At 56.7% G+C, this 25,939-nt stretch carries 23 protein-coding genes and 1 riboswitch; of the genes, 10 read left to right on the top strand and 13 right to left on the bottom strand.

The features are described 5' to 3' along the window. Positions 1-4: 4 nt before the first annotated feature. The 5 genes from ACR0L9_RS09445 to ACR0L9_RS09425 form a co-directional block, all read right to left on the bottom strand. Positions 5-1,018, bottom strand: a complete 1,014-nt coding sequence (locus ACR0L9_RS09445) for a FecCD family ABC transporter permease (RefSeq protein WP_480895495.1) — start codon at positions 1,016-1,018, stop codon at positions 5-7. A 1-nt stretch (position 1,019) separates the two neighbouring features. After that, entirely contained in the window at positions 1,020-1,967 is a 948-nt protein-coding gene (locus ACR0L9_RS09440) for an ABC transporter substrate-binding protein (RefSeq protein ID WP_480895494.1), read from the bottom strand. Positions 1,968-1,985: 18 nt separating this feature from the next. Next, positions 1,986-2,771, bottom strand: coding sequence for an ABC transporter ATP-binding protein (locus ACR0L9_RS09435; RefSeq protein ID WP_480895493.1), 786 nt, complete (start codon positions 2,769-2,771; stop codon positions 1,986-1,988). Then, positions 2,768-3,124, bottom strand: a complete 357-nt coding sequence (locus ACR0L9_RS09430) for a DUF1636 family protein (RefSeq protein WP_170406981.1) — start codon at positions 3,122-3,124, stop codon at positions 2,768-2,770. Before ACR0L9_RS09430 ends, ACR0L9_RS09435 begins: the two co-directional genes overlap by 4 nt. Before the next feature lie 102 nt (positions 3,125-3,226). Then, positions 3,227-3,434, bottom strand: a riboswitch (cobalamin riboswitch). Further along, complete coding sequence (locus ACR0L9_RS09425; RefSeq protein WP_480895492.1) at positions 3,418-3,573, bottom strand: hypothetical protein; 156 nt, start codon at positions 3,571-3,573, stop codon at positions 3,418-3,420. It overlaps the preceding riboswitch by 17 nt. Positions 3,574-3,692: 119 nt before the next feature. Here ACR0L9_RS09425 and ACR0L9_RS09420 point away from each other — a divergent pair, with 119 nt between their 5' ends. After that, complete coding sequence (locus tag ACR0L9_RS09420; RefSeq protein WP_480895491.1) at positions 3,693-4,760, top strand: catalase family protein; 1,068 nt, start codon at positions 3,693-3,695, stop codon at positions 4,758-4,760. Between the two features lie 18 nt (positions 4,761-4,778). Beyond that, positions 4,779-6,440, top strand: a complete 1,662-nt coding sequence (locus tag ACR0L9_RS09415; RefSeq protein WP_480895490.1) for a peroxidase family protein — start codon at positions 4,779-4,781, stop codon at positions 6,438-6,440. On the opposite strand, the gene ACR0L9_RS09410 is transcribed toward ACR0L9_RS09415, so the two are convergent. Next, on the bottom strand, positions 6,414-9,437 hold the full coding sequence (locus ACR0L9_RS09410; RefSeq protein ID WP_480895489.1) for an ATP-binding protein: 3,024 nt from the start codon (positions 9,435-9,437) through the stop codon (positions 6,414-6,416). The genes ACR0L9_RS09415 and ACR0L9_RS09410 overlap by 27 nt on opposite strands. 581 nt (positions 9,438-10,018) lie before the next feature. On the opposite strand from ACR0L9_RS09410, the gene ACR0L9_RS09405 reads away from it, so the two are divergent. Beyond that, the gene (locus ACR0L9_RS09405; protein WP_480895488.1) at positions 10,019-11,335 is read left to right on the top strand and encodes a UDP-glucose dehydrogenase family protein; all 1,317 of its coding nucleotides are present in this window, start codon (positions 10,019-10,021) and stop codon (positions 11,333-11,335) included. A gap of 30 nt (positions 11,336-11,365) precedes the next feature. Here the strand turns inward: ACR0L9_RS09405 and ACR0L9_RS09400 are convergent, their stop codons facing one another. From ACR0L9_RS09400 to ACR0L9_RS09375, 6 genes are all read right to left on the bottom strand, one after another. Next, on the bottom strand, positions 11,366-12,178 hold the full coding sequence (locus ACR0L9_RS09400) for a hypothetical protein (RefSeq protein ID WP_480895487.1): 813 nt from the start codon (positions 12,176-12,178) through the stop codon (positions 11,366-11,368). Positions 12,179-12,304: 126 nt separating this feature from the next. Further along, the gene (locus tag ACR0L9_RS09395; protein WP_170393803.1) at positions 12,305-13,618 is read right to left on the bottom strand and encodes a TRAP transporter large permease subunit; all 1,314 of its coding nucleotides are present in this window, start codon (positions 13,616-13,618) and stop codon (positions 12,305-12,307) included. A 4-nt stretch (positions 13,619-13,622) separates the two neighbouring features. Further along, positions 13,623-14,156 carry a TRAP transporter small permease gene (locus ACR0L9_RS09390; RefSeq protein WP_170406962.1) on the bottom strand — a complete coding sequence of 178 codons (534 nt, stop codon included), beginning with the start codon at positions 14,154-14,156 and terminating at the stop codon, positions 13,623-13,625. A gap of 70 nt (positions 14,157-14,226) precedes the next feature. Then, positions 14,227-15,201: a TRAP transporter substrate-binding protein gene (locus tag ACR0L9_RS09385; protein WP_170393799.1), complete on the bottom strand. Its 975-nt coding sequence runs from the start codon at positions 15,199-15,201 to the stop codon at positions 14,227-14,229. Between the two features lie 52 nt (positions 15,202-15,253). Then, positions 15,254-16,504: an NAD(P)/FAD-dependent oxidoreductase gene (locus ACR0L9_RS09380; RefSeq protein WP_480895486.1), complete on the bottom strand. Its 1,251-nt coding sequence runs from the start codon at positions 16,502-16,504 to the stop codon at positions 15,254-15,256. After that, complete coding sequence (locus ACR0L9_RS09375; protein WP_480895485.1) at positions 16,501-17,634, bottom strand: enolase C-terminal domain-like protein; 1,134 nt, start codon at positions 17,632-17,634, stop codon at positions 16,501-16,503. Before ACR0L9_RS09375 ends, ACR0L9_RS09380 begins: the two co-directional genes overlap by 4 nt. Before the next feature lie 96 nt (positions 17,635-17,730). On the opposite strand from ACR0L9_RS09375, the gene ACR0L9_RS09370 reads away from it, so the two are divergent. Then, complete coding sequence (locus ACR0L9_RS09370) at positions 17,731-18,651, top strand: LysR family transcriptional regulator (RefSeq protein ID WP_170406952.1); 921 nt, start codon at positions 17,731-17,733, stop codon at positions 18,649-18,651. Here ACR0L9_RS09370 and ACR0L9_RS09365 read toward each other — a convergent pair. Beyond that, positions 18,612-20,306, bottom strand: coding sequence for a thiamine pyrophosphate-binding protein (locus ACR0L9_RS09365; RefSeq protein WP_480895484.1), 1,695 nt, complete (start codon positions 20,304-20,306; stop codon positions 18,612-18,614). The genes ACR0L9_RS09370 and ACR0L9_RS09365 overlap by 40 nt on opposite strands. Before the next feature lie 111 nt (positions 20,307-20,417). Between ACR0L9_RS09365 and ACR0L9_RS09360 the strand changes: the two genes are divergently transcribed. From ACR0L9_RS09360 to ACR0L9_RS09335, 6 genes are all read left to right on the top strand, one after another. Next, positions 20,418-21,122 (top strand): GntR family transcriptional regulator, encoded by a 705-nt coding sequence (locus ACR0L9_RS09360; protein ID WP_480895483.1) that lies wholly within the window; start codon positions 20,418-20,420, stop codon positions 21,120-21,122. Beyond that, positions 21,119-21,829, top strand: coding sequence for an aspartate/glutamate racemase family protein (locus ACR0L9_RS09355; protein WP_170422531.1), 711 nt, complete (start codon positions 21,119-21,121; stop codon positions 21,827-21,829). The genes ACR0L9_RS09360 and ACR0L9_RS09355 overlap by 4 nt, the downstream gene beginning before the upstream one ends. A gap of 193 nt (positions 21,830-22,022) precedes the next feature. Further along, entirely contained in the window at positions 22,023-23,030 is a 1,008-nt protein-coding gene (gene pta, locus ACR0L9_RS09350; RefSeq protein WP_170422529.1) for a phosphate acetyltransferase, read from the top strand. 69 nt (positions 23,031-23,099) lie between these two features. Continuing rightward, positions 23,100-24,131: a putative sulfate exporter family transporter gene (locus ACR0L9_RS09345; RefSeq protein WP_170406937.1), complete on the top strand. Its 1,032-nt coding sequence runs from the start codon at positions 23,100-23,102 to the stop codon at positions 24,129-24,131. Between the two features lie 169 nt (positions 24,132-24,300). Next, entirely contained in the window at positions 24,301-25,530 is a 1,230-nt protein-coding gene (locus ACR0L9_RS09340; protein WP_170635733.1) for an AGE family epimerase/isomerase, read from the top strand. A gap of 146 nt (positions 25,531-25,676) precedes the next feature. After that, positions 25,677-25,919 (top strand): hypothetical protein, encoded by a 243-nt coding sequence (locus ACR0L9_RS09335; protein ID WP_170393778.1) that lies wholly within the window; start codon positions 25,677-25,679, stop codon positions 25,917-25,919. The last annotated feature ends 20 nt before the right edge of the window (positions 25,920-25,939 follow it).

Raw genomic sequence — 25,939 nt, 5'->3', positions numbered from 1 at the left:
GGCCTTACCGTTGATTTCTCGCAGTCCTGAATAAAAGCAAGAACACAAACACCGATCCGATTGAAGTTGTGACGATCCCCACCGGCAATTCCTGCGGAGCCAGCAGAAGCCTGCTGAGAATGTCAGAACCGGTCAACAAGGCAGCACCAACCATAGCGGCGGTTGGTAGAAGGTTTTTGTGCAGGGGACCTGCGATCCCGCGTGCAATATGCGGCACCATCAGACCGACAAAACCAATCACTCCGGCTACGGAAACAAACACGGCCGTTGCCAACGCTGCGGTGAAAAACATGCTGAACCGCAGACCCCGAACCGGCACACCCAGAGTAGCGGCAGTCAAATCCCCGGTCAGCAGCGCATCCAACCAGCGGCTGCGATAAAGCGAATAGCTCAGGATCAGCAGCAGACCGATGCACACCAACGGGAACGTTTCCCAACGGGCCAGGCCCAGCCCCCCCAGCATCCAGAAGATGACAGAATGAGCGGCGCGGCTATCACCGGCGAAGATCAGATAGTTGGTGATGGCCGAAAACAAAAATGACACAGCCAGACCCGCAAGGATCAGCTTTTCCGGTGCGCTGGTGCGAAGCCCATGAACCAGCGCCAGCACGATGCCCGACGCCACAAGACCGCCGCAAAAGGCAGCCAGCGGCAGAGTCCAGAAACCCAGAATATCTCCGGTCACGGTAATTACAAACACCGCCCCCGCTGCCGCGCCCGAGGACAGGCCGAACAGAAATGGATCGGCAAGGTCATTACGTGTGGTCGTTTGCAGCACCACGCCAACGATGCCCAGCCCGCCACCGATCACGGCTGCAAACAAAGCGCGGGGCAATCGCAGGTCGAATACGATCCTATGCAGCGGCGACATCTCTCCGTCCTGCAACCCGGTACCGCGCAATATCGCGGTGAAGGTGTCGGACAAAGGAATCGAGGTTGTGCCGTAGATCGTGGAAATCAGCAAAAGGGCGGTCAGAACGACCGCCCCCAGCAACAATGTCAGGCCCAATCGGCCCATATCAGCTCTGACCCGGATGCATCGCGCGCGCCATCTTCGAGATCGCTTCGATATTTGCCGGTCCCGGCGTCAGCTCTTCGTAGCGCAATCCGATCCAGCGTTCGTTCTTGACGGCGTCAGTCTGGGACATGACGGGATGTTCCTGCAGGAACTTGAAGGTGTCTTCGGCGCCATTGCCGGTCTGATAATCCAACAAAACCAGGAATTCCGGGTTCGATGCGGCAACGGCCTCCCACGAAGTGCGGCCCCAGCTCGTGTCCATGTCATGAGTGACGTTTTCACCACCGGCGGCTGTGATCATCGCATCGGGAATCGCGAATTTACCGGCGGTAAACGGAGCATCTGCAGGACCATCCAGAAGAAAGACGCGGGGCCTGGGCAGTTCAGCAGTCTTGGCTTCGATCGCTGCCAGCTGCTCTTTCCAGCCCAAGACCAAAGCCTCGGCCTTGTCTTCGACTTGCATCACCTTGCCCAAGCGCAACACATCGCCAAATAGAAGATCCATGCTGGCTTCGGGGCGATCCTTGTCCAGATGGACGCAGCTTTCGGTTAGAACCATGGTCTTGATTCCGAACGGTTCCAATGTATCTGGGGTCACATCACCACCCGGCTTCATGCCATAGTACCAACCGGCAAAGAACAGGTCGGGTTCAACCGCCACCAAATTTTCGACGGTCGGATATTTTGGCGCAAGCTCGGGGATGTCGCCACGCAGGGCATCAAAATCAGGGCTGGTCTTGTACCAGCCGGTGATGCCGGTCAGGCCGACGATCTTGTCCTGCAGACCCAATGCAAAGGCCATATCGGTCATGTTCATGTCATGCACAACCAGGCGCTCGGGCGCGGTATTAAAAACCAGCGGATCGCCGCAGTTGTCTACGGTGACTTCTTGCGCAGCAGCACCGCTTGCCATGGCGGTGGCCAACGCCACGGGCCAGATGTATTTCATCTCAGTGTGTTCCTTCGACTAAGTTGAGACTGTAGTTCTTCGAATATCAAGCGCCGGGATCATGCGGCCTTCGTGGAGAAAGCAGAGGAAATCAACGCCAAAAGTTTCGCGGACTCTTTCGGGTGTCAGCACCTTGTCCACCGACCCAAACTCGATCATGCGGGTCGATTTCATCAGCGCCACGTGTGTGGCGAATTCGGGGATCATGACAAGATCGTGTACGATCATGACCACGGTGATCCCAAGCTCGGCGACCAAAGACAGCATCCGCCCTTTTGCATCAGGATCCAGATGGTTGGTCGGTTCGTCCAGAAACAGCAACGAAGGGTTCTGCGCCAAAGCACGCGCGATATGGGCACGCTGACGTTCGCCTCCGGACAGTTGGGCCATGCGCTTGTCCGCGAGATTGGCGAGACCGGTCAGGTCTAAAATCCGGTCCAGCTCTTGCGCGTGGCCTTCGGCAGAGCGGTCCGCACGGATGGGTATTTGCCCCAGCGCAACATAATCGCGTAACGCCAAGCGTCCATCGGGCAGTTCCTGCTGACCTACCACTGCAATCATGCGCGCACGCTCTTTGGCCGTGAGCTGTTTCAGACTGCGTCCTTTGATCCGAACATCGCCAAGTGCCAGCGGCTCAGCGCCGCACAACAGATTGAGAAGCGTCGTTTTCCCCGCCCCGTTCGGGCCGGCGATGGCTAGAATGGAACCCTCGTCCAACTCGAACGAGACGCCCTGCAACAGGACATCTCCGTTAAGGGCATAATACTCAAGGTTTTCGGCAATCAGAAAGGGTGGCAACGTCATTGCGATGCCCCCTGTTCGATCCGCGGCATGCGCGAGAGGGTTTTATTGAACAACGCCTGCGGGCGATCAGTGGCATTTGTCCAGCCATCCGGGCTTTCACGATACTGCGCTGCAAACTCAGCCAGCGCCTGCACCTCATCCGCGGTCTGAATGCCACCAAAAAGGTATTGCGCCTTTCCTACGGCCTGGAACCCAACCGTTCTGGGACTATCGCAGCCTGCCATGCAAGACGACGCGCGGATCGCAAAACTGCGATGTAATTTCCCAGTCAACGCATCGCAAATTTCATCAAGGGGCAGCCCTTCAGTGCAGCTTTCGCAGACTAGAATGAAATGATCAGGCGTATCTGGCATGGTCCACTCCACTTGTTTCCAAGCGCATGCGGAAGCTGCCGACAATGTAAACACGCAATTGACGCGCCATCAAAGCCTCCTTCCAGGACGCCCCGCCCCGGGTTGGTTAAACATCTGATGGCAGGTCTCCTGACTTGCGGGTCCGCGCTCGGCCAACCTTCCCGACCCTGTGGACCAGTGGCTGTTTGGCCTTGCTCACCGCTTACAGTTGCGGGGGCAGTTACGGAATTGGCACCTTTTGGCAAACCTCACCGTATTCCCTTTTCATCCCGCGGCAACACCACCGGGAACCATCAATCGATTGAGTGCCCGAGAACACCGGACACGTCAATGATAAAGTCGAAGGCGCTCAACTCTGGTAGAGGATCGAGCGCCGCCAACCACGTGTCCGAAGCACCAGCCGAATAGCTTGGGCTGCGCGCCGAATTTGTCTGGCCACGGCTGTCCATAGTTGGTGTGTTTGGAAATTAGACAATCTGAGGTAAGCTGAACAAATTTAGAGGTTTAGCTTTGTCAGCGCCTTACCCCTGTTTGATCATTGCCTGGGTTTATCCAAGGAGACGGTTCTTTGACGCATGTTTCGCAAAACGCATTGCCGCCGGATATTGTTGATGATGTCATTGACCACAATCTCGAGGCCGTTGCACGGTGGAAAGGCCATCGCTTAAGGGCTCAGCATGGGCGCAGTCACGGGTGCGTGGCTGCAACATTCACCGTCAGAAACGATCTACCAGAACAGTTCCGTCACGGCCTGTTTGAACAGCCCGCTGCCTATTCAGCCGCACTTCGCTTTTCCAACGGCGCGCATCTGGATGACCGGAAATCGGATGCCCACGGGATGGCGATCAAGCTTTTTGACGTGCCAGGCCCCAAGCTGATCGACGCCGAGGCACTTGCGCATCTGGGGACCACACAACTCAGCGACGAGTTCGATTTCGTATTGGTCGATCAGGATGTGTTTCCCAGCTACGTCCCCGATGAATATGAGCGATTGGGCAGGCTTGTCGCCACATTACAAGCGGTCCAGCACGCGATCAAAGGGCGACGAAAATGGAGCCTTAGGTTGATCACCAAAGGGCTGCGCGCAGGATTTCGAGCCTTCCTTACTCGTGAAGGCAAGCGTCAGTTTCGCGTCGCGAGTGATTTTGCCTCGAACTATATGCACTCGCCTTTTGAGGTCCATTTCTGGTCGACAACACCGTATCGGCTGGGCCCCGATCTAACAGTCCGATACCTAGCCCGCAGCGCTAAACCAAAAGTTCCGGCACATCCGGTAGACGACCCAGATGGGATCGGTCAGTGTTTGCGGCAAGACGTGGCCGATGGAGATAATCACTTCGAGCTGTGTGTGATTGAGCCCCCGCGCCCGGCCGACGAATTCGATGTGCTAGACAATCGCATCCGGTGGGCATGCGATCCGCAACCAGATGCACCTCTTGATCCGTACCATCATACCGTCACGCCCGTGGCGGATATCACGATTCCCAAAGGTGCAGAATTTGATCCGCAGAGTGGCGACGCGATGAGCTTCTCGCCCTGGCGTGTCACGGCAGATCACGAACCTTTAGGACCGATTAATGCGATCCGACTCAGAACCTATCTGAGCCTGGCCCGCGCCCGGTTCCCGAACCGATGACCAAACGGAGATGTATTGATGCTGGACGTTGATGATCTGATCAAACTCGGATTCAAGATCTCCCCACCCGTTACGAGTTATTTAGCCGCGATCAGGCTTGCAAACGCCGCGAAGATCCACCGACCGCGGCCCTATACGATGGGCGCAGACTACACGACATGGCCCGGCGTGTTTTCCCATCGCTGGATCGGTCGGCATACAACGCCAGAAGACCTCTCACCCGTCCTGCCTTCAGAAAGCGAAGTTGCTGATCTCTTTCGCCGACGGACACAATTGGATGGCAGCCCGCTTACCTTGATGTGCCCGCAAGGATCGACACTTTTGTTTATCTCGGCCGCACAATGGTTTACTGACAGTTTCCTGCGCACCTTTGGGGCGAAAGGACCGGTTGATCAGACGGATTCGAACCACGAGGTGGATCTGTGCCAAATCTACGGGCTGAACGATTTTCAGACCGACATGCTGCGCGAACGCGATCCCGATACCAATGAATTAACCCACCGGTTGGCCTTTCGTCTGGATACACAAGGCGAGATGTGGGCCCCGAAGCTGTTTCAAAAGAACCAATCCGGTGGTGTTAAGCTTGCGCCCCCCTTTGATGGCAGTCTTGCCACTGGCGAGAATTGCGGAAAGCCCCTGCACGATCCATGCAAGCTGTGGAATGCGGTGAAACGGGCGCATCCGGGTCTCAGCGATCACGCAATCGACCAGCTACTGCTCGATTTTCATGCAACCGGGCTCGATAATGGCAATGGTACGATAGGCTATATCACGATCAATACACTGATGTTGCGCGCCCATAACACCTTTGCCGATCTGTTGTGGCGCGAAAAGCGCGGCATATCAGGCTGGGACAAAGAGCGTGTGTTCCAGACCACACGCTGCACCTTGATCGCATTGCTGATCAAGCTTGTGCTTGAGGACTACATCGCCCACATCGCCAATATGCCATTCAAACTGCCTGTTGGCGTCAATCGCTGGCAACCGTGGCATCATTCCAACCAGATCGCGATTGAGTTCAATTTGCTCTACCGCTGGCATTCGATGATCCCCGAGCGATTCATAATCGACGGCGCACAGGTTGGCCCGGAGGGGTTCAGATTCAATCCACGACTGGTCGAACAAACGGGCTTGGCGGAAATGATCCGATCATTGTCGCGCCAACCTGCGGCCCGCATGTCGCTGCGCAACACGCCCGATTTCCTGTTCCAAAGGCCTGCGCCCGGTGCTCCTGCCCCTGTCGAAGCTACAATTGCCCTGACGCGTAAGGCGCGTCTTCCGTCGCTGAACACTTATCGTCATCATTTCTGCCGCAAACCGCATTCAAGCTTTACTGAGATGGTTGGTGATCAGCCGTTTGCGGACGAATTGATTGCCGACCTGAGCCGGCTCTATTGCGACGTCAATAGGGTCGAGTTGTTCCCTGGTCTCTTTGCGGAACAGCACAAGGGCGATGTGATCATGGGCGATCTGATGACATCGATGGTGGCGTATGACGCGATCACGCAGCTTATGAACAACCCAATGGTGTCCAAAAACTTGTACTCGGCTGAGACTTTTTCAGAGAAAGGTTTTCAGTTGCTGAAGAAAACTTCGTCATTCTCGCAGGTGGCGCGATTTGTTGGCTTGGACCTGCAACCCGAAGACTGCACTTTAGGTCGACGTCCCGGCGGGACCTAAGACGCGACCGCGCTCTTCCAGCTCAGTAATCCGCGCGGCAACTTCCGTATCGGCTGGCCGGATGCAGGCAAGATCACTCAGCGCGCGCAATTCATACAGCGCCGCGCCCTGATTATTTGCCACGGCAATAGCTTCACGCAAAGCCGCCTCAGCCGCGTCGAACGGACCACCTTGTTCCAGTAGAAGAGCCGCCTTTATCCGGTATATTTCAGCTTCATAGTTCCGCTCGTCAGTGTTTTCTGCACATGTCAGACCAGCCCCCACCGCATCCAACCCTTTTTGAATCTCACCCAGAGCAAGATAGCCCCGTGCGAGCTCGGCGTTGACGAGCACGCCAGCCGCCTCGGCACCCGTTGCGTGCATCCTTCCCCAAGCGGCCTGCAGCATGGCCACGCCCTCTGTGGCCTCGCCGGTTCTGATGGCAGCCCCGGCAAGATGGGCCGTCGCAACAGCTTGGTAATAAGGGCCGCCCTTGTCCTGAACAGCCGCGCTCAGCGCCTTGGCCATACGCGCATAATCCGGGTGGTCCATCTGCATGTGGATTTCGGTCAACCAATGCATTGCATTTGCGATGATCAAGGGCTGGCCCGACGCAATCGCGGCGTCAACTGCCCGCTTGGCTTTGGCGAGTGCCGCCTCAGTTTTGCCCTGAAAGCTGTCAACCAGCGCGCTCATACTCTCGATTTGTATCACGGCTGCAATATCGGGGCTGTTTCCAGCTTCGGCGCGATGCGCATCCGCATGAGACGCCGCTTGTTCCAGAGCTGCTGCCGCATCCTGAAACCGACCGCGCGGGGATAGCGCGGCCCCACAGATGTAGTTTCCGACCATTCGGGTGTGGTGATCGTCATACGCATCGATGATCGCTTGCCCCCATTGCTCGGCGTTCTGGTAATCACCTTTGACCATTGCAGCGGTAAACAGACCCCTGCCCGCGCGAACAAGAGTACGTCTGTCGCCCAGCTTTTCAGCCAGTTCAAAACTGCGCCCAAAGGCATCGATTGCGGGCTCGGCACCATAACCGACATGCACGCGTTCGGCAGCGGCCAGAAGGAATTGCAAGTTCAATTCAGCTTTATCGCGTTGGTCTGCGGGCAACTCGTCCAACAGCCGCAATCCGTTTCGGGCATGCTGAGCCCCTTCGCGATTTGCGTGGCGCCTCAGGTTCAGCCGCGCGGCCTCCGACCAGGCGGCCACCGCCTTCGTTGTTTCACCGGCCAGTTCCCAGTGCCGCGCTATTTGTTCAGGCTGTCGGGCGGCTTCCGGTTGGGCGGCAAGGGCTTCTGCCGTGCGTCGGTGCAAATGAATGCGACGGTCCCGCACAAGGCTTTGATATGCCGCCTCACGCACCAATTCATGGCGGAACCGCCAGATCATTTCTGCGTCGTCATTCGCGCCGGGCAGATGTTGCAATATACCCGTGGCGGCGAGCCCAAAGATCGCGTCTTCGGACTCGTCTTCAGTCAGTTCACTGATCTGAGCCAGCAAAGGTGCCCCAAAGGCACCACCTATAACAGCGGCCTCGATCGCGGCACGTCGGAGTTCTCCGACCTCGTCCACCTGTTGCGCCAGGAGGTCATGCAACGTGGCGGGAATGTTGTCCACGATACGTTCAGGCGACGCAGCGATGGCGGCAGAGCACTCCTTGATGAAAAGGGGCACGCCATTGCCCCGCGCCAAAATTTGTGCCGTGGTGCGGTCATCAAGTCGCGCACCCGAGGCCGCCTTGGCCAGTTCTGACGATGTCGCATCATCGAGCGGTGGAAGCGACAATTGCTCAAGAGACGGTATGCTCTCTTTGATCGCTGATGGCGCCGGCATCCGCGAAACCATCAGCATCAGGACGGGAAGTGATGTCAGATGCTCGGCCACGTCGCGTAGCACCGAAAGGGTCGATGGGTCGACCCATTGCATATCCTCAACCACGACAAGCACCGGTCCCTCTCGGCTGAGTTTTTGGTAGACGCGGATGAATATGTCACTCAGCTGCGCGCGCAGTTCGTCCTCACTGGTCGTCCCGCTGTCGCCGGGGCCCGGGGCAAGAATGAAATACAGCGTGCGAAGTTGCGCGTCGTCCAGAATATCGCTCAGATGTTCTGACAACCGGTTGCGACGCGCGGCAATATCGTCCTGATTGTGGATGCCGCACCACCGTTCGACCTGTGATATGAAGGGAAAGAACGGTGTGCTGACATGGAACGGGCTGCAGTGATAGGTCACCCATGCCTGCGGCCCGACCGACGAACGCAGATCACGGATCAGGTGCGATTTGCCAATCCCTGCCTCACCCAATATGTGAATCACCCGCCCTCTTCCGGCTTCCACATCTTTCCACGCGCGGCGGAGTTGTCCGCGTTCGGCTTTGCGGCCAAGCAACGGGGTGCGGTTATGGCGGCGTGCTTGATCCTTGCCTTCACCGGTCAATCGATAAACTGGAACAGGCCGGTCGAACCCCGCGAGGTTCTGAACGCCTTGCGGCTCGAACTCCATTTGCTCGGCCCCAAGCGCCCGTGTTGCCGCAGAAACCATTGTTCCACCGGGGATCGCCAACGACTGAAGACGTGCCGCAAGATTTAACGTCGATCCAAAAATCGCGTCGGGCTGAATATTGGTCCCAAGCGCGATGTCCCCGACAAGAACTACGCCGGATGCGATCCCAATCCGGCACCTGAGATCGAGCGGACCCGCCATTGCGGGCAGATCAGTATGGATGCGCAGCGCCGCGCGTAGAGCGCGCTCGGCATTATTTTCAGACGCAGCAGGCCAACCAAAGGCGACGAGGATACCGTCGCCCACGATCTGCAGCACCCTGCCCCCGAACTCATCGGCAATTTGTTCGACCAGTTTATGATAACGTAATGTCGTGGAAAGCAAATCTTCGGGCTCAAGCATTTGAGCCAATACCGTGGACTCGACAAGATCCACCATCATGACAGTCAGATGGCGGTGCTCCATTGCGCCAAGATCAGTTTCCGGGCCGGTAGGGTGCAGCACCATCAGCGCGCTCCGCGACCGGCGCTCATGCGGCGTGGAGATGCAAGGCCAACGCCTTCCCCGGAACCCAAAAACGAGAACATGCCCCCCATCGCGAAGCCTTAAAATAATTAACAGATTGCTCGCACCGCCCCTCGACACCACGAAAACTGATTGTGAGACTATATGAAGCTTCGCATTCTGGCTATGCCCAACGCCTGCTGAAGCGAAGAAGTGCCTGATATTACGTGTAGGATTGAGAATGCGCGCCAGCGGACGAACGAATGCAATCGTCGGAAATCCGATCTGGCACGAATTTTGATCGCAACACGCCGTTCTTCTCCGACACCAGATAGCCAGTTCAACGCAAGCCACGAACAGCACTTGAACAATTCACCACAACAAGCATATTCGGTCGCCAAGAGAAAGCCTGATGATTTTGCCTTATCGCCCCGCGACACCTCAGAAGTGCCGAGCTGTTGTTGAAAGCAAGCCGGCAATGCCTAAGCGGTTGTAACTATCGAGCCCTAAAAGCTCTCAATTCAGCGGTTGAAAGAGACCATGAAATACGCCACTGGCGAAACCCAAAAGAAGGAATTCGATAAATGCGCATTGCGATGATTGGCACGGGATATGTCGGTTTGGTGTCCGGGGTTTGCTTCTCGGACTTTGGCCATGACGTGATTTGCGTCGATAAATCCGATGGCAAGATTAAGATGCTTCAGGATGGAGAGGTACCGATCTACGAGCCGGGTCTTGACGTGCTTTTGGCCAAGAACGTGGCTGCTGGCCGCCTGACCTTTACCACCGACCTGGCCGCTGCGGTCGACAGCGCGGACGCGGTGTTTATCGCGGTAGGCACACCTACGAGACGCGGGGACGGGCACGCTGATCTGACTTATGTGATGGCCGCCGCCGAAGAAATCGCTCAGGCCATCACCGGCTACACGGTTATCGTAACCAAATCGACTGTCCCGGTCGGCACCAACCGCAAGGTTCATGAAGTTGTCTCGGGTGCAAATCCGAAGGCGGAATTCGACGTCGCCTCGAATCCCGAATTCCTGCGCGAGGGCGCCGCAATTGATGATTTTATGCGCCCAGACCGTGTTGTCGTAGGGGTCGAAAGCGAACGAGCGGCGGATGTCATGGCCGAGATCTACCGCCCGCTTTATCTGCGTGATTTCCCGATCCTGACCACTGATCTGGAAAGTGCCGAGATGATCAAATACGCGGCGAACGCATTCCTGGCGACCAAAATCACGTTCATCAATGAAATCGCCGGTCTTTGCGAGCGGGCAGGCGGCGATGTCAAAGAGGTGGCGCGCGGTATTGGTCTGGATGGGCGGATCGGCAACAAGTTTCTGCACGCAGGCCCTGGCTATGGCGGCTCGTGTTTTCCGAAAGACACCGCTGCACTTGCCCGGATCGGACAGGATTTTGCCCACCCGATGCAGATCACCGAAACCGTCATTCGTGTAAACGATGAGGTCAAGAAGCGGATGATCGAGAAGATCCGGGTTGCCTGCGATGACAGCTTCAATGGCAAGACCGTGGCGGTTCTGGGTGTGACTTTCAAGCCCAACACCGATGACATGCGCGACGCACCTTCCCTGACCATCGTTCCCGCCCTGATCGGCGGCGGTGCCCAGGTCCGCGTTGTCGATCCGCAAGGCCGTGCCGAGGGGGAAGCGCTGCTTCCTGGCGTCGAGTGGATGGATGATCCCTACGCCGCGGCCAAAGATGCGGACGTTGTTGTCTTGCTGACAGAATGGAACGAGTTCCGCGCCCTGAACCTGAGCGAGCTGGCAGAGACTATGAGATCCCCCCGAATGGTCGACTTGCGTAATATCTACTCGTCCACGATGGTTCTGGGATCGGGATTTGAAACCTATGTCGGCGTCGGGGTTGGGGATCAGCGTTAGGGCTGGCACCGCCAATGCCTCTGGCCCAAATCAGCTGTTTGTGGCAGCCGTCTGATACAGTCGGCGCATGATCAGCGGCGTCAGATACATCGGTATCTGATAGGCCCCGATGAACACCATGATCGGCGCGGTCACTTCAGGTGGCAGTGCCACGAAGAATATCGCGATGTTCCGGTTTCCGGCGATCAGAGACACCGCCGTAGCCTCGGCCCCGGGCATTCGAGTTCGTGTGAATTGGAATGAGACAACCTGAGCCCCAAAGTTGATCAGACAGGCAAACGCGATCCAGAACAGCGCGACACGCGGGTCCACAAGTGCGGTTGCGCTCAATGATGGCATCAGGCCAACAACGAAAACGGACAGAGTAATCGTTGCCGCACCTTCCACGTTCAAAAGCGTAGACTTTGAAGGTTGGCGCAGCACCGTGCGGCGCAATATGACAGCCGCGAGAATCGCTATTGTGATGGTAAGAAAAAGCCGAAGCGCGGTCATCAGGACCGCCCTGAGATCACCCAATTCCGGCATCAGCCAAAAGATCGGTAACGCGGTCAGTGGCAAAACAGCCGTTCCAACCACGACTAGTCGCATCGCCGGTTCCGCAGAATAGCCCATCATCAGGCACATATTGGGGCTGCCGGATATTGATGGGGCTGCAGCCATGACAAACAATGCCAAAAAAACTGGCGAACCGGTCCATCCGCAGGCAATTCCAATCCCAACGACAGACAACGGCAAAACCAATTGAAAGGCGGCAATCGTTCCCGCAACTTTTCGCAGGTCAACCAGCGAACCCACAATGGCCCCCGGCTGCATTCGCAGCAGCGTCAAAAACAGCAGGAGCATGACCAAGGGCGGTAAGAGAGGCCGCATCGGTGCGGCCAGCCCCGGCAGCAGAAGGCCTGCGGCAAGGCCCGATACTAACACATATGGGCCGTGACGCGCCGCGAGGTGAAGCGGGTTCAACGGCGTCTACCCACCGGGGCTTTGACGCAGGTTTTCGGGCAGCCACGTCGCCAACTCGGGGAACCAGATCAGAACGAACACCATCAGCACCATGATCAGGAACATCGGGATCGCAGCGCGGGCGATATAGCTCATTTCATGATTGGTCATGCCCTGCATCACGAACAGGTTGAAACCGATGGGCGGCGTGATCTGCGCCATCTCGACAACGACCACGATGAAGATCCCGAACCAGATCAGATCGATCCCGGCGTCCCGGATCATAGGCTCGACAACGGCCATAGTCAGCACAACCGAAGAAATCCCATCAAGGAAGCATCCCAGTATGACGTAAAAGACCAATAGAACCATCAGCAGTTCGAACCGGGTCAGTTCCCAGCCCGCGATCAAATCCGCAAGCCCGCGCGGCAGGCCGGTAAAGCCCATCGACAATGACAGGAACGCAGCACCCGCTAGGATCAGCGCAATCATCGCACTGGTGCGGGTCGCGCCCATCAAACTTTCAGTGAAGGTCTTCCAGTTCAACGATCCCTGCCCTGCTGCCAGTAGCAGTCCGCCAATCACACCGAAAGCCGCCGCCTCGGTCGCCGTAGCATAACCCAGATACATCGATCCGATTACCACCATGATCAGCAGGATCACTGGCAACAGAAAGCGAGAGTTCTTAACCTTTTCGGAAAAGGTCAGCTTGCTCTCATCGTTAGGGTTCCAGTCTTTGCCAACTTTGGAATAGATGGCGACATAGCCCATGAACATGGCAGCCAGCACAAGACCGGGTAGGATGCCTGCAAAGAACAGCTTGGTGATGGACTCGTTGATCGTAACGCCGTACACGATCAAGGTCAGCGACGGCGGAATCATCAGGCCAAGCGTAGCCGCACCCGTCAGCGTGCCGATGACCATGCGTTCGGGGTAGTTGCGCTTTCGCAGTTCCGGGATCGACATCTTGCCAACCGTAGTCAGCGTCGCCGCCGAAGAACCCGAGACCGCAGCAAACACCGTACAGCCTACGATATTCGTGTGAACCAGCCCTCCGGGCAAAGGTGCCATCCACGGCGACAGGCCTTTGAACATGTCTTCGGACAATCGCGTTCGGTAGAGGATCTCGCCCATCCAAATGAACATAGGCAAGGCGGTCAGCGTCCAGGAAGAGGACGCCGACCAGATCGTCGTGATCATCACATCACCCACCGGGCGTGTCGTGAACAGCTCCATCCCGACCCAGGCGACGCCCATCAGGGCCAGCCCGACCCAGACACCGGTGCCCAGCAAGGTGAAAAGGACAAAGAGGAAGAGGATAATAACGGATATATTTTCCATGCTCTTACTCTCCGTGGCTCTGATCGGCCAGATCACGGGTGATGCGGTGATCACCCTTGAACAGGACATGGAACAGGTGATCGGTCAGCGCGATGGCCAGAATGACCGCTCCGATCAGCATGGTAGATTGCGGTATCCAAAGGGCGGTTTTATCTTGCCCCTGGCTGATATCGTTGAACTTCCAGCTCCAGTACACAAAGCGATAGGCATACCAGCAGAAATACCACATGACCGCCGAACCAATCGCAAAGCACCAGATTTCCAGAATTCTGCGAAAGCCATCGGGAACCGCGTTCAGGAGAATGGAGACTCTAATATGGCTGCCTCGGTTCAGGGCGTTGGCGAAGGCCAGAAAAGACGCAGCGGCCATCGCATATCCAGCATAGTCTGGCGCGCCGGGAAACACCTCACCGGTCCAACGGGCCAGCATTTGCACAACAATCAAAACCAGAATGGCAATCAGGCTGAGCGCCGCCAGAACCCCTGCTGCCAGATAAATGAAATCCAGTACGGACCTGAGCCCTCGCATTGCCGCCATGCTGTCCCCGCTGTGCTTTTTGTGGATTGGGAGCAGACGGCAGGATGAACTGCCGCCCGCATTCGAATGGTTACTGAGAGTTGAACGCGTCGACGATAGCTTTGCCTTCGTCTCCGGCGGCCTCAAGCCATTCGTTGGTCATGGTGACGCCGATTTCTTTCAGCTCATTCGTCATCTGTTCGGATGCAGGACCAACTGTCATGCCGCCATCGCGCAGACCCTGAAGCGTAAAGCCGGTATATTCCTTGGCGCGCCAGTTACCTGCATATTCGGCCAGTTCCGCACAGCCTTTGATGACGTTCTTGTTCGCATCCGAGACACCGGCCCAGACATCCGAGTTCACCATCACGTAGTTGCGCGGCAACCAGGCATCCACTTCATAGAAGTAGTTCAGGCTTTCCCAGACCTTCCGGTCATAGCCGGTCGACCCGGATGATACCATAGAATCCGCTACTCCGGTGGCAAAGGCCTGGCTAATCTCAGCCGCCTCGATGGTGACGGGCAGCATCCCAGTCAGTTCGGCCAGGCGTGAGGTGGCGTTGTTGTAGGAGCGGAACTTGATCCCCTCCATATCCGCAACCGAGTTCACTTCGTTCTTGAAATAAAGCCCTTGAGGCGGCCAAGGCACGGCGTAAAGCAGCGTCAGGTTCTGTTCAGCCAGCAGCTTTTCGATGGACGGCTTTGCCGCATCCCACAGCTTGGCGCTGTCGTCGAACGACGTTGCCAGGAATGGGATCGAGTCAAAGCCGAACAGCGCGTTTTCGTTCTGGTGCCCAGACAGCAGACGCTCACCAATCGGGGCTTGCCCGGTCTGGATCGCACGCTTGATGTCGGCACCTTTGAACAGCGAGCCGGACGGGTGTGTGACGATTTCAATCTCACCACCGGTTCCTGTGGTGACACATTTGGCGAACTCCGCGCCGGTGGCCGAATGGAAATTCGATGCCGAATAGGCCATCGGCATATCCCATTTCTCTGCCATTACTGGCGCTGCTGCGGCAGCCGTCAGAGCGGTTGCTGCCAGAAGGCTTGTCAGTTTTTTCATCATGTTTCTCCCTGTTGAGTTTTGAGACGCCGGCGTTCTTCGCCAGTCATTTCTATGTTGCGAAACGCGAGGGCGCGTAGACGCTCATGTCAGTGTTCGGTGTTCTGCCCGCAATCATCTGGGCCAGAAGTCGCCCCGTTTTCGGCCCGCCTGTCAGGCCAATGTGATGGTGCCCAAAGCCCATATACGCACCGCTGATCCCCGGAACCTCACCGATAATCGGGATCGAGTCGGTTGGTGCTGGGCGGTGCCCCATCCATTCCACTTCCTCCTTCCATGTCAAACCCGGGAAGGCCATCCGGGCATTCTTGCGCATCAATTCAAACGGCGCGCGTGAGGGTGGCGCATCAAGACCGCCAAATTCCACGATGCCAGCCAAACGAATGCGGCCATCCATCGGTGTGGCGACAAATTTGCCGGAAACCACCATGACCGGACTGCGCGGCATGGCAGAAGGCTCCACCAATTCAAGATGATAGCCGCGTTCGGTTTCAAGGGGAACAGAAATGCCTAAACGCTTGGCCAAAGGCCCCGACCAAACGCCCGCAGTTACAATTGCCGTATCGCACGCGATGGTTTCGCCTGCCGCCCGTATACCGGTTACGCGACCATTTTCCTGAACAACGTCATCGACCGCCGCACGTAGGATTGTGCCCCCATGTGCCTCGACATACGCCGCCAGATCTTTGACGTACCGACCTGGATCCGTGATATGGCCATGATCCGAAAGTTTCGCCGCAAAACCGATATCTTCACTATAGACCGGGTCGTAGGCGTGAAAGCCCGGGCCTTCCAATTCGTCCCATGTGAATCCGTTCCTGCGCCGAATGTCCCAGCCAAACGCATCATCATTGAAATGCGCGCGGTCCTTGTACAGGAACAGATAGTCAGACGGCACGATCCACTTTTCAGCGCCTGTGCCCTCGGCCAACGCTTTGTGCTCGTTCAGGCTATCGCCAACAATTGGCGTCAAAGCTGATGCTATGCGTTCCACATCTGATGCATTCGCATGACTCAGATAGCGGGTTAGCCAAGGGATCAGCTTTGGAAGATACCCCCATCTCAGGAACAACGGCTGAGACGGGCTGAGCAGCATTTTGGGCGCCTTCCGGAGCAGCCCTGGAACAGTCACCGGAACAATCGAGCATGACGCCAATACGCCCCCATTACCGTGCGAGGTGCCCTCTCCCGGTCCGGCCTTGTCGATCAGGATTACCTCGTGACCATCCCGCTGCAGCCAGATTGCGGCTGAAACGCCAACAATCCCAGCGCCGATGATCGCTATGGTCTTCTTCTCGCTCATGTCCCCACCGCCTTGGCCACTGCATAATGCTCAAGCTTGGTTACATCAGGCCTGTTGCCGAGGCCGGGTGCGTCAGGGACTACAACTTCGCCGCTGCTTACTTGGAAGGGATTTTCCAGAATGTCCTCTTTCAGGAAGTAGGAGGCTTGATAGAACTCGCAGCCCAACGTTATCTCAGGTGTTGCAGCAATCATATGTGTGCCCGCCAGATGCGCCAATCCGGCCTCGAACATATCACCGCCATAGGCTGTCAGACCATGTGCCGCAGCGATACGGGCCACAGTCTGGCCTCGTGTCGGGCCACCGGATTTCATGATTTTCACTGAAACCCCGTCACAGATACCGTCACGCGCTGCCCGCTCCATGTCTTCGGGGCCAAAGACGCTCTCATCAGCCAGAAGTGGGACGTCAATCATCTGTCGCAACTTGCCCATCATGCTGAATTGATGAGCGCGGACAGGTTGCTCAATGAAATCCGGAGCGAATTGCGCAACATCGCGAACCTGCGCCGGTGCATCCTCGATACTGAGTCCCTGATTGTAATCAACACGAACCCTGAAATCCGGATGGTTCTGCGCGAGATACTCCAACCGCATGATATCGAAGGCGTGATCTTTGAACCCGGTCTTGAGCTTTATAATCCGAACGCCATCGGCCTGCAATTGTGCCAGCAGCTCAACATCCTGAGCAAAATCCGGGTTCGCAATTGAGCAACTGAGTGGAATGATTCCCCGGCACTTCCCGCCCAGCAGAGACCAAACAGGAACCTCGCTGATTCTGCCCGCAAGATCCAGCAAAGCGGTTTCCAATGCAGCTTTCGCCTCGGTGCAATGAGCCACGGCATAAGCTGCCTGTGCCATGATCGCTGAACGGTCGCCCACTCTGGCCCCAACCACAAGTGGGCGCAAATAGCGATCAAGGGCTGCATAAGTGGCCTCTGGGGTGCCCGTGAAGACAGACCAGGGAGAGGCCTCACCAAATCCTTCACTGCCGTCCTCGGATCTCAGCCGCAGGACGACGACTTCGCATGTTCCTTCGACGGACCCGATGCCATGATCACGGCGAGACGTCACGGGCAACTCAAGGTGCCAAAGATCATAGCCGATGATTTTCTGTGTCAGATCGCCCATTGCACCCCCTGCCAATGGCCGAAGCCTGCCTTGACGAGGATATCATTTCAAATACTATATTATCTAGAGGTCATCAGGAAAAATGATACTATAGCGATGTCCCTGCGATTTCGTCAGCTACAGGCTTTTCACGCCATCATGGAAACCGGCACTGTCACGGGTGCGGCCTCGGTGCTTGGGATTTCACAGCCCGGGATCAGCAATCTGTTGGCACAGCTAGAGCGCGAAGCGCGTTTGCCGCTGTTTGAACGCAACAAAGGCCGGTTGCTGCCTACGCCAGAAGCTGAACTTCTATACCGCGAGGTTGATACGGTTGTTCGGGGGCTGGATCACGTAGCGCAGGCGGTCACGGATCTGCAGAACAAGCATCCGGGTCAATTGCAGATCGCCGCACCACATCTGCTATCCTTCGGCTTCATGCCGCGTGAGATCGCTCGCTTCGCAGAAAGCCGCCCGAACCTGTCGGTGAGTTTTCAGTCGCAGTATTCCTCGAAGATTCAAGAATGGGTAATCTCTGGCCTGTTTGAGATCGGCATTGTCGAGATGCCCATTCTGCATGACACACTGAACTATCAGGTCTTTGAGTTCGAAACGCTGGCGACCTTTCCGGAAACCAGCCCTTTGGCAGATTATGATGTACTCACACCTGAAATTCTAGAAAACGAACCATTCATCGTGATGGGGCCAGAGCATCAAACCCACCGACGAACTCGGGACATCTTCCAATCAGCGGGGCGCAACTGGCGGACCCAGATTCACACCCATCTGTCAGAAAACCTGCTAAGTTTCGTCAAGCAGGGCATGGGGGTCGCGATGATCGATCCCTTCACTGTCACCTTTGACGACGAGAGCGGGTATCAAACCCGCCCCTTCCGACCGGCTGTGATGCTTGATCTGGCCATTATCACCGCGAAAGGGCGACCCCTATCAACGATTGCACAGGATTTTCTGGCTCAGCTAACCCCTTCGATCGCCTCTTATGCCACCCATTCCGAAACCGGTGCAGCGGCCTCGTGAAGCGGTTGTGAGTGAATGTCGACCAATGTCGGGCCATCATGCTCGATAGCCTGTTTCAGAACTTTGGACAGGTCTTCGGGATCTTTGACAGTCCATGATTTCACACCAAAGGCGCTTGCAACAGCGGCGTGGTCGGTGCGGTTGAAATCAACATTGTAGTATCTCTGCCCAAACCCTGCGTCCTGTCCGGCCTTGATCCAGCCAAAGACCGAGTTCGAGAATACAATTGAGGTGATCGGCATGTTGTGCCGCACCATGGTTTCGAACTCACCACAGGTAAAGCCGAATGAGCCGTCACCCATCACCGACAAGGTCTTGACCGAAGGCCGCCCAATATGCGCACCCATTGCAGCACCCAATGAATACCCCAACGCCCCATGCGCCCGGTTAGTGATGAAATGCCGGCCTGGTGTCCGCCAGCGGTAATGCGCGCTAAAATATGGGCATGGCGTGCCGGGATCAGCGACAACAATTGCATCATCATCCAGGATATCCATTAGCGAAGCCATGACAGCCTCGGGCCGGATCGGCGTTTCTCGGCTGGCTGCAAGCGGGGCAAACGCAGCCAGTTTGGCCGCCCATGCCGCGCTTGATTTGGCCGCCCCGCCCAGCCTGGGCAGGTCTTGGCGTGCCGCCAATGCGTCCGCCAATGCTTCCAGCGCGAGACGCGCGTCGGCACAAATAGCGACTTCGGTCGGATAGTTGGCTCCGATCACCATCGGGTCACTGTCGATATGAATGATGGTGGCATCGCGCGCAGGGCTTCTCCAGCGCTCGGTCGTGACGGATCCTGCGCGACATCCGATGAACAGAACGACATCCGCCGCATCTACCACAGCGCGGGTGGCAGGCACCCCGCCATTCGATCCGACAACACCAAGCGCGAGCGGGTCTGTCTCGGCAATCGAGCCCTGCCCCGACACGGTCGTGGCGACAGGCATATCCAACAGTCCCGCAACCCGGCGCAGTGCGTCGCTTGCCCCTGATAGAACGGGTCCACCGCCACAAACGGCTACAGCGGATTTAGACTTTGAAAGTAACTCAGCTGCCGCCTCGACCGCATCCATATCGGGGCCTGCACGTTCCGCCGGATAGCTGCGATGTCTTGCATCCGCCCAGATCTCTGCCTCGTCCACCGGCGCTTTCTGAGTATCGAAGGGTAAGGCAAGATGTGTGGCCCCAGGTGTACCGGTGGTCATTGCACGGAATGCCGCACGAACCATGGCCGGCAATCGTGTGGCGTCATCCAGCGACGCATTCCACTTGGCCAGCGGCTTGAACAGCGCGGGTTGGTCCAATTCGGTCAGCGGGTACTTTCCCCGGCTGGTTGTTGCCACATCCGAGGTGATCGCAAGAATAGGAACCGAGCTTTCGTTGGCTTCGACCACGCCAGGTAGAATATAGGTCGCCCCGCCCCCAGACGGGCCTTCGCAGACACCCGGCTTACCTGTCACCCTTGCATAACCATCCGCCATGTAGGCCGCATGACGTTCATCCCGCGTCAGAATGTGCTGAATACCGTGATCCATCCGAGATAGCGCATCATAGAATGGCAAGGTTGTATCACCACATAGGCCGAACATGTGCTTCACGCCATGCGCCTCAAGCATACGGACCATTGCCTCGGCTCCGGTCAGGTAATTCGTTCCTGTCATGGTCGGCGACTCCCTCAATCTAATCTGCACACAGACCTGTATACAGTTTTGTATATTGATTTCAAGACTGGCCTGTGGCACCTGTGGGGCAACGACCAAAAGGCAGTACCAATGGCAGGTCCACGCGTTGATGATATCTACGATCAGGTGAAGGCCATGGCGGTTTCATTCCGCCTGCGTCCCGGCGATCGTTTGAACGAGGTCGCCCTGTCGAAAGAGCTGGGCGTCAGCCGCACCCCTTTGCGCGAAGCACTGAACCGGCTGGTTGCCGAACGTTTATTCGACTTCCGCCCGGGACAGGGTTTCTTTTGCCGCCCATTGGATGCCCAAAGCATTTTTGACCTGTTCGAGCTGCGCCAAATCATCGAAACCGCCGCCGTCCGCGCAGCGTGCACCAAGGCCACCACAGAACAACTGCAGGCGCTTCACGACGAACTTTATGCGACGGGTATCGATATCACCGGGCTTACCGTTGAAGAGGCTGTCACGCGAGATGAAGCGTTTCATCTGGGCATCGCCCGGCTGTCTGGCAACATGGAATTGCTGCAAACCCTGATACGGATTAATGAGCGCATTCGCTATATCCGATGGATTTCCATGAGTCTGGACCGGGTCCAGCGCTCAAAAGATGAGCATAAGCGTGTCATACAGGCCTTGATGAACCGCGACGCTGATGAGGCCGCACAGGCTTTGGGCACCCATATCAACAAGCGGATGGATCAGGTGCAGGACGCGGTGCGCCATGGGATATCAAGCATCTATATGGAAGGGTCGGACGATATCTCGACCCGCATCATTCAGGAGGCGCAGTCATGATCGCGCAGGGCGGAAAATCCATATACGGCGCATCTGTCGGCATCCTGATGTTGGACGCACAGTTTCCACGTATTCCCGGTGACATGGGCAACGCTCGGACATGGCCGTTTCCCGTGCTCTATCGCATCGTGCGCAACGCCTCGCCTGATCTGGTGGTCCGACAAGGTGCTGAAGGTATGCTTGGAGCGTTCATCGATGCCGCACGGGAACTTGTCAAAGACGGGGTAGACGGGATCACCACCAATTGCGGCTTTCTTTCGCTGTTTCAGGATGAACTGGCCGAGGCGGTTCCTGTTCCGGTCGCGACGTCGTCGATGATGCAGGTCGATATGGTGAACCGTATCCTTCCTGCAGGAAAGCGTGCCGGCATTCTAACCATCTCCGCCTCAACACTTACGGATGAGCACCTGCGAAAGGCACAGGTCCCCGACGGAACTCCAATTGGCACCACCGAAAGCGGCAGCGAATTCACAACCGCTATTCTCGAAAACGCATTGACGCTGGATGTGGACAAAGCCCGCGACGACAATGTCGAAGCAGCGCTTGCGCTGCAAGCGGGCAATCCCGACCTTGGTGCAATTGTACTGGAATGTACAAACATGTGCCCTTACGCGGCGGACATACAGCAGGCGACTGGTTTGCCAGTGTTTTCTATTGTTACTTTCATCAACTGGTTTCAGGCCGGACTAAACCCGCCAAGGTTCTGATCAAGTGAACAGTAAGTCCAGAGTAGCCGCCGCCTATAGCCAGATGGCGATTCTGGACCTATCGGCAACAACTTGACGGTGAACCAGAACCAAGCAATCAAGAAACGAAATCGGAACAGCGCCGAAACGATCATCGTTGACCTCAAGGCACCTGTTCCGACACCGATTAACAACAGTTCAGGAACCGAGACGCATGACGAAAACACCGATCGAGCTGTTGGCGGCCAGTGCCTCGGAAACCCGCCCAGTTGTAGCGCTGAGCGAAGGCACCGATCCCCGCATTGTTGCCGGAGGATTAGCCGCCCATAAGGCTGGTCTGGCAGATATTATTCTCGTCGGACCTGAGGCCGACGTTAAAGCGGCGCTCGCGGCAGAGGGTGGCTCAACCGGGGACGGTATCGCCATCCATGATCCTGCGCATTCGGAACTGACTGACGCTTTTGCGGCCGAGTATCATTCTCTGCGCAAACACAAAGGTGTCGATGAAGCCAAGGCACGCAAAGCCGCAGAATCGCCGCTGGTCTATGCCGCGATGCTGGTGCGAATGGGGCACGCAACAGGAACCGTGGGCGGGGCGGTCCATACCACAGGCGATGTGGTCAGAACTGCCATCCAGGTTATTGGAATGAAGCCCGATGCTGGTATGGTATCCTCGTTCTTTCTGATGTACCCACCCGAGGCCGCCGCTGAGGGCGCTCGCGCCATGCTCTATTCAGATTGCGGCTTGGTGATCGATCCGACATCCGAAGAACTGGCAAACATTGCGGCCGCTTCAGCGGTGTCCGCGCGGGCATTGCTGCAGGAAGAGCCAAAGATCGCGATGTTGAGTTTCTCAACAAAAGGCAGCGCCCAACACCCAGCGGTGGACAAGGTCGTCAACGCGACAGAAATACTGCGGGCGAAACACCCAGAGTTGAATGTGGATGGCGAGCTGCAATTCGATGCCGCCTTCGTGCCGTCGATTGGTGAGCGAAAATCCCCCGGGTCCTCGGTCGCGGGTCAGTCGAACGTCAAGATTTTCCCAAATCTGGATGCCGGAAATATCGGGTACAAGATGACTCAACGGCTGGGCGGTTATCTGGCGATCGGTCCGGTTTTGCAGGGGCTCGCCAAACCGGCCAATGATCTATCGCGCGGATGCAGCGCGGAAGATGTGACGCAGATCATCGCGGTGACCATCCTGCAGGCGCGCGAACCCTAAACTCGGCAGCCCGCCTGCTTTATCGCGCAGGCCCGCGACCCATTCATTACAAACAAAGGACCATCCGTTATGGCGTCCGCCGATCCTTCAGCCCTATCCCTCACCGAGCGGAGCAAGGAGCGTGTTCGCACGCTCTTTCCCGGCGTCATGATCGCCGTAACCGTTGCCGTCGCCGCCAAGTTCCTGTCCGAGCATTATGCTACCCCGGCCATGCTGCTTGCCCTTCTTTTGGGGATTGCGGTCAGCTTTCTGGGCGAAGAAGGAAAAACCGTTGAGGGGATCGGATTCGCCGCACGCACACTTCTGCGCCTTGGCGTGGCCTTGCTGGGTGTGCGCGTGTCGATGACCCTGATGCTGGGTCTGGGCTGGGACCTGATTGCCCTTGTGATCGTCGGAGTGCTGTTGACCATAGGATTTGGCCTGTCCGTAGCTCGTTTTTTTGGCCACAAATGGCGCTTTGCCTTTCTGACCGCCGGTTCGGTTGCAATTTGCGGTGCATCGGCGGCAATGGCGATCAGTGCAATCCTGCCCAAGGACGAACGCTCGGAAGAGCGTCTGATTTTTACGGTCATGGGCGTGACCGTTTTGTCCACCATCGCCATGATCGCCTATCCGATCCTCGTACGCTCATTAGGGATGAACGATATTGCGGGCGGTGTGTTTCTGGGTGGCACCATCCATGATGTGGCTCAGGTTGTCGGCGCGGGATTTTCGATCTCGGAACAAACCGGAGATACAGCGACGCTGGTCAAATTGTTCCGCGTGGCGATGCTGGCACCGGTGGTTTTGGTCGCTTCACTGATTATTCGTGGCTTTGCTGAAATGGACGCAGACGGGAAACGCCCACCGCTGTTGCCGGGATTCGTGTTAGGATTTCTGGTTCTCGCTGCGGCATCCTCATTCGGATTGATCCCGCCAGCGATTTCAGAATTTCTAAGCCAATGCTCTCGATGGTTGTTGCTTGTTGCGATCGCAGCTGTTGGGATGAAGACAAACCTTAAACAGATCCTGTCGGTCGGTGCAGCCGCAATCGCCCTCATCATAGTGGAGACGTTGTTCATCGCCGTGGTAATTCTGGCCGGGATTAACCTATTAACCTGAAGCAGTTACCAAGAGTTTCCGCCGACTGCGACGGCTGAACGGCAACCCCTGACAGTCCGGTGCGGGTTTGCCGATTGCCTTCGTGCGCGGTGTTTGGTTCATTGGCGACTCGCGCTTTGCAGCGCTTTTTCGTTCGATTCCGAATGGTCCCTCAAGCGAGATGAAGAATATGGACAACACCTTGCCTCTGCCACCCGGCCCGCATTCCGAACCGGGCTTTTGGCTTGATACATCTGAACACCGCACGTGGTTGAAAGATCAGGCTATGCGACAGTTGGCGTTTTTCAGCGCAAGTTGTCGGACCGAGCCAGGATTTTTCATCCTCGACCATGATGGCAGCCCGCTGCCAAACACATTGCAGGAACTGCACACGACTACACGCCTAGTGCATTCTTACGCTCTGGGGCATCTGATTGAATTTCAAGGCGCAGAGCGGATCATCGATCACGGTATGGCCTACCTCAACAGCCACCACAAAGACCGGGATCACGCCGGTTACCTTTGGGCTTTGGATGGCGACAACATCAAGGATGATCGCAAACTTGCCTACGGGCATGTCTTTGTTCTGCTCGCTGCCTCAAGCGCAAAACAGATAGGGCACCCGGAAGCTGACAAACTGCTGACCGAAGTCCGGGATATCCTTGATACACATTTCTGGGATGATGAGACCGGGTTGTTCCGCGACGAATGGAACCGCGATTGGACGCCGTTTTCCACATATCGCGGAATGAACGCGAATATGCACGGAGTTGAGGCACTGCTTGCAGCTTTTGAGGCGACAGGCGACGAAATCTATCTTACCCGCGCCGGTCGTATTCTGGATTTCTTTATCGGCCGGATCGCACCTGCTGAAAACTGGCGCTTGCCCGAGCATTTCACCTCAGATTGGCAGATTGACCGGGGCTATGCCGGTGACCCGATGTTCCGTCCCGCAGGCACGACCCCGGGCCATTCGTTCGAGCTTGGGCGACTTCAGCTGCAGCATTGGGATTTATCAGGTCGACCAAACTCGGGCGCGCCCGAGTCATCGCGACGATTGATTGAGCAGGCCCTCAAGGATGCGTGGCTGCCCGGCGGCGGCATGGCATATACGCTGGATTTTGGGGGTCGGGTCGCAAATGCGTCGCGGTTCTGGTGGCCAGTAGCTGAAGCCATTGGTGCGGTTGGAGCCCTGATCGCACTGGATAAAAGGCAAGAGGATGAAATTTGGTACAGAAAACTCTGGACCTTTGCGAATGAAACGTTCGTGGATCACCAACATGGCGGCTGGTTCCCGGCGGTGGATGAATCCGGTGACATCGTGACATCCATCTTTGACGGCAAACCGGATATCTATCATTCATTGCAGGCTTGCCTGTTCCCGCTATCGGGGCGCTTATCTCGGATGGTGCCGCTTTAGCGCGCGCGAATTCAAGCAGAGCGAGACCCGCATCGAGCCGGCTCAATTGAAGAGTCGGGGCAAATCTGCTATGTTAAATACATTCAACACCATCCGACGACCTGCGAATTCGGATGCGTTTCTTGACGAACGGATAGGAGAGTTGAATGGCAAATCAAGCACGTGGAAAGCGAACGACCCGAAAGGGCACTCTTGAGGTGAGACCACAACCATCGGCCCATTCCGCCCTGAGCGAACGGGCCGGGGCGTCAGGCCTCATGACCCCGCAAATGCTGAGCGAACGCGATGAGCGCGTCTCAAAAACTCGCAAAAAGGGCGGGCCTGCTTTGGAAGAAGATAATTCGGATCAATCCGGCAATGACGCTGATCCGACGGAACTGGATTACTAATCAATTACGCACATTTTTTT

It is taken from the genome of Ruegeria sp. I3 (assembly GCF_056532525.1).
This window is presented reverse-complemented; position numbering and strand designations above follow the sequence as displayed.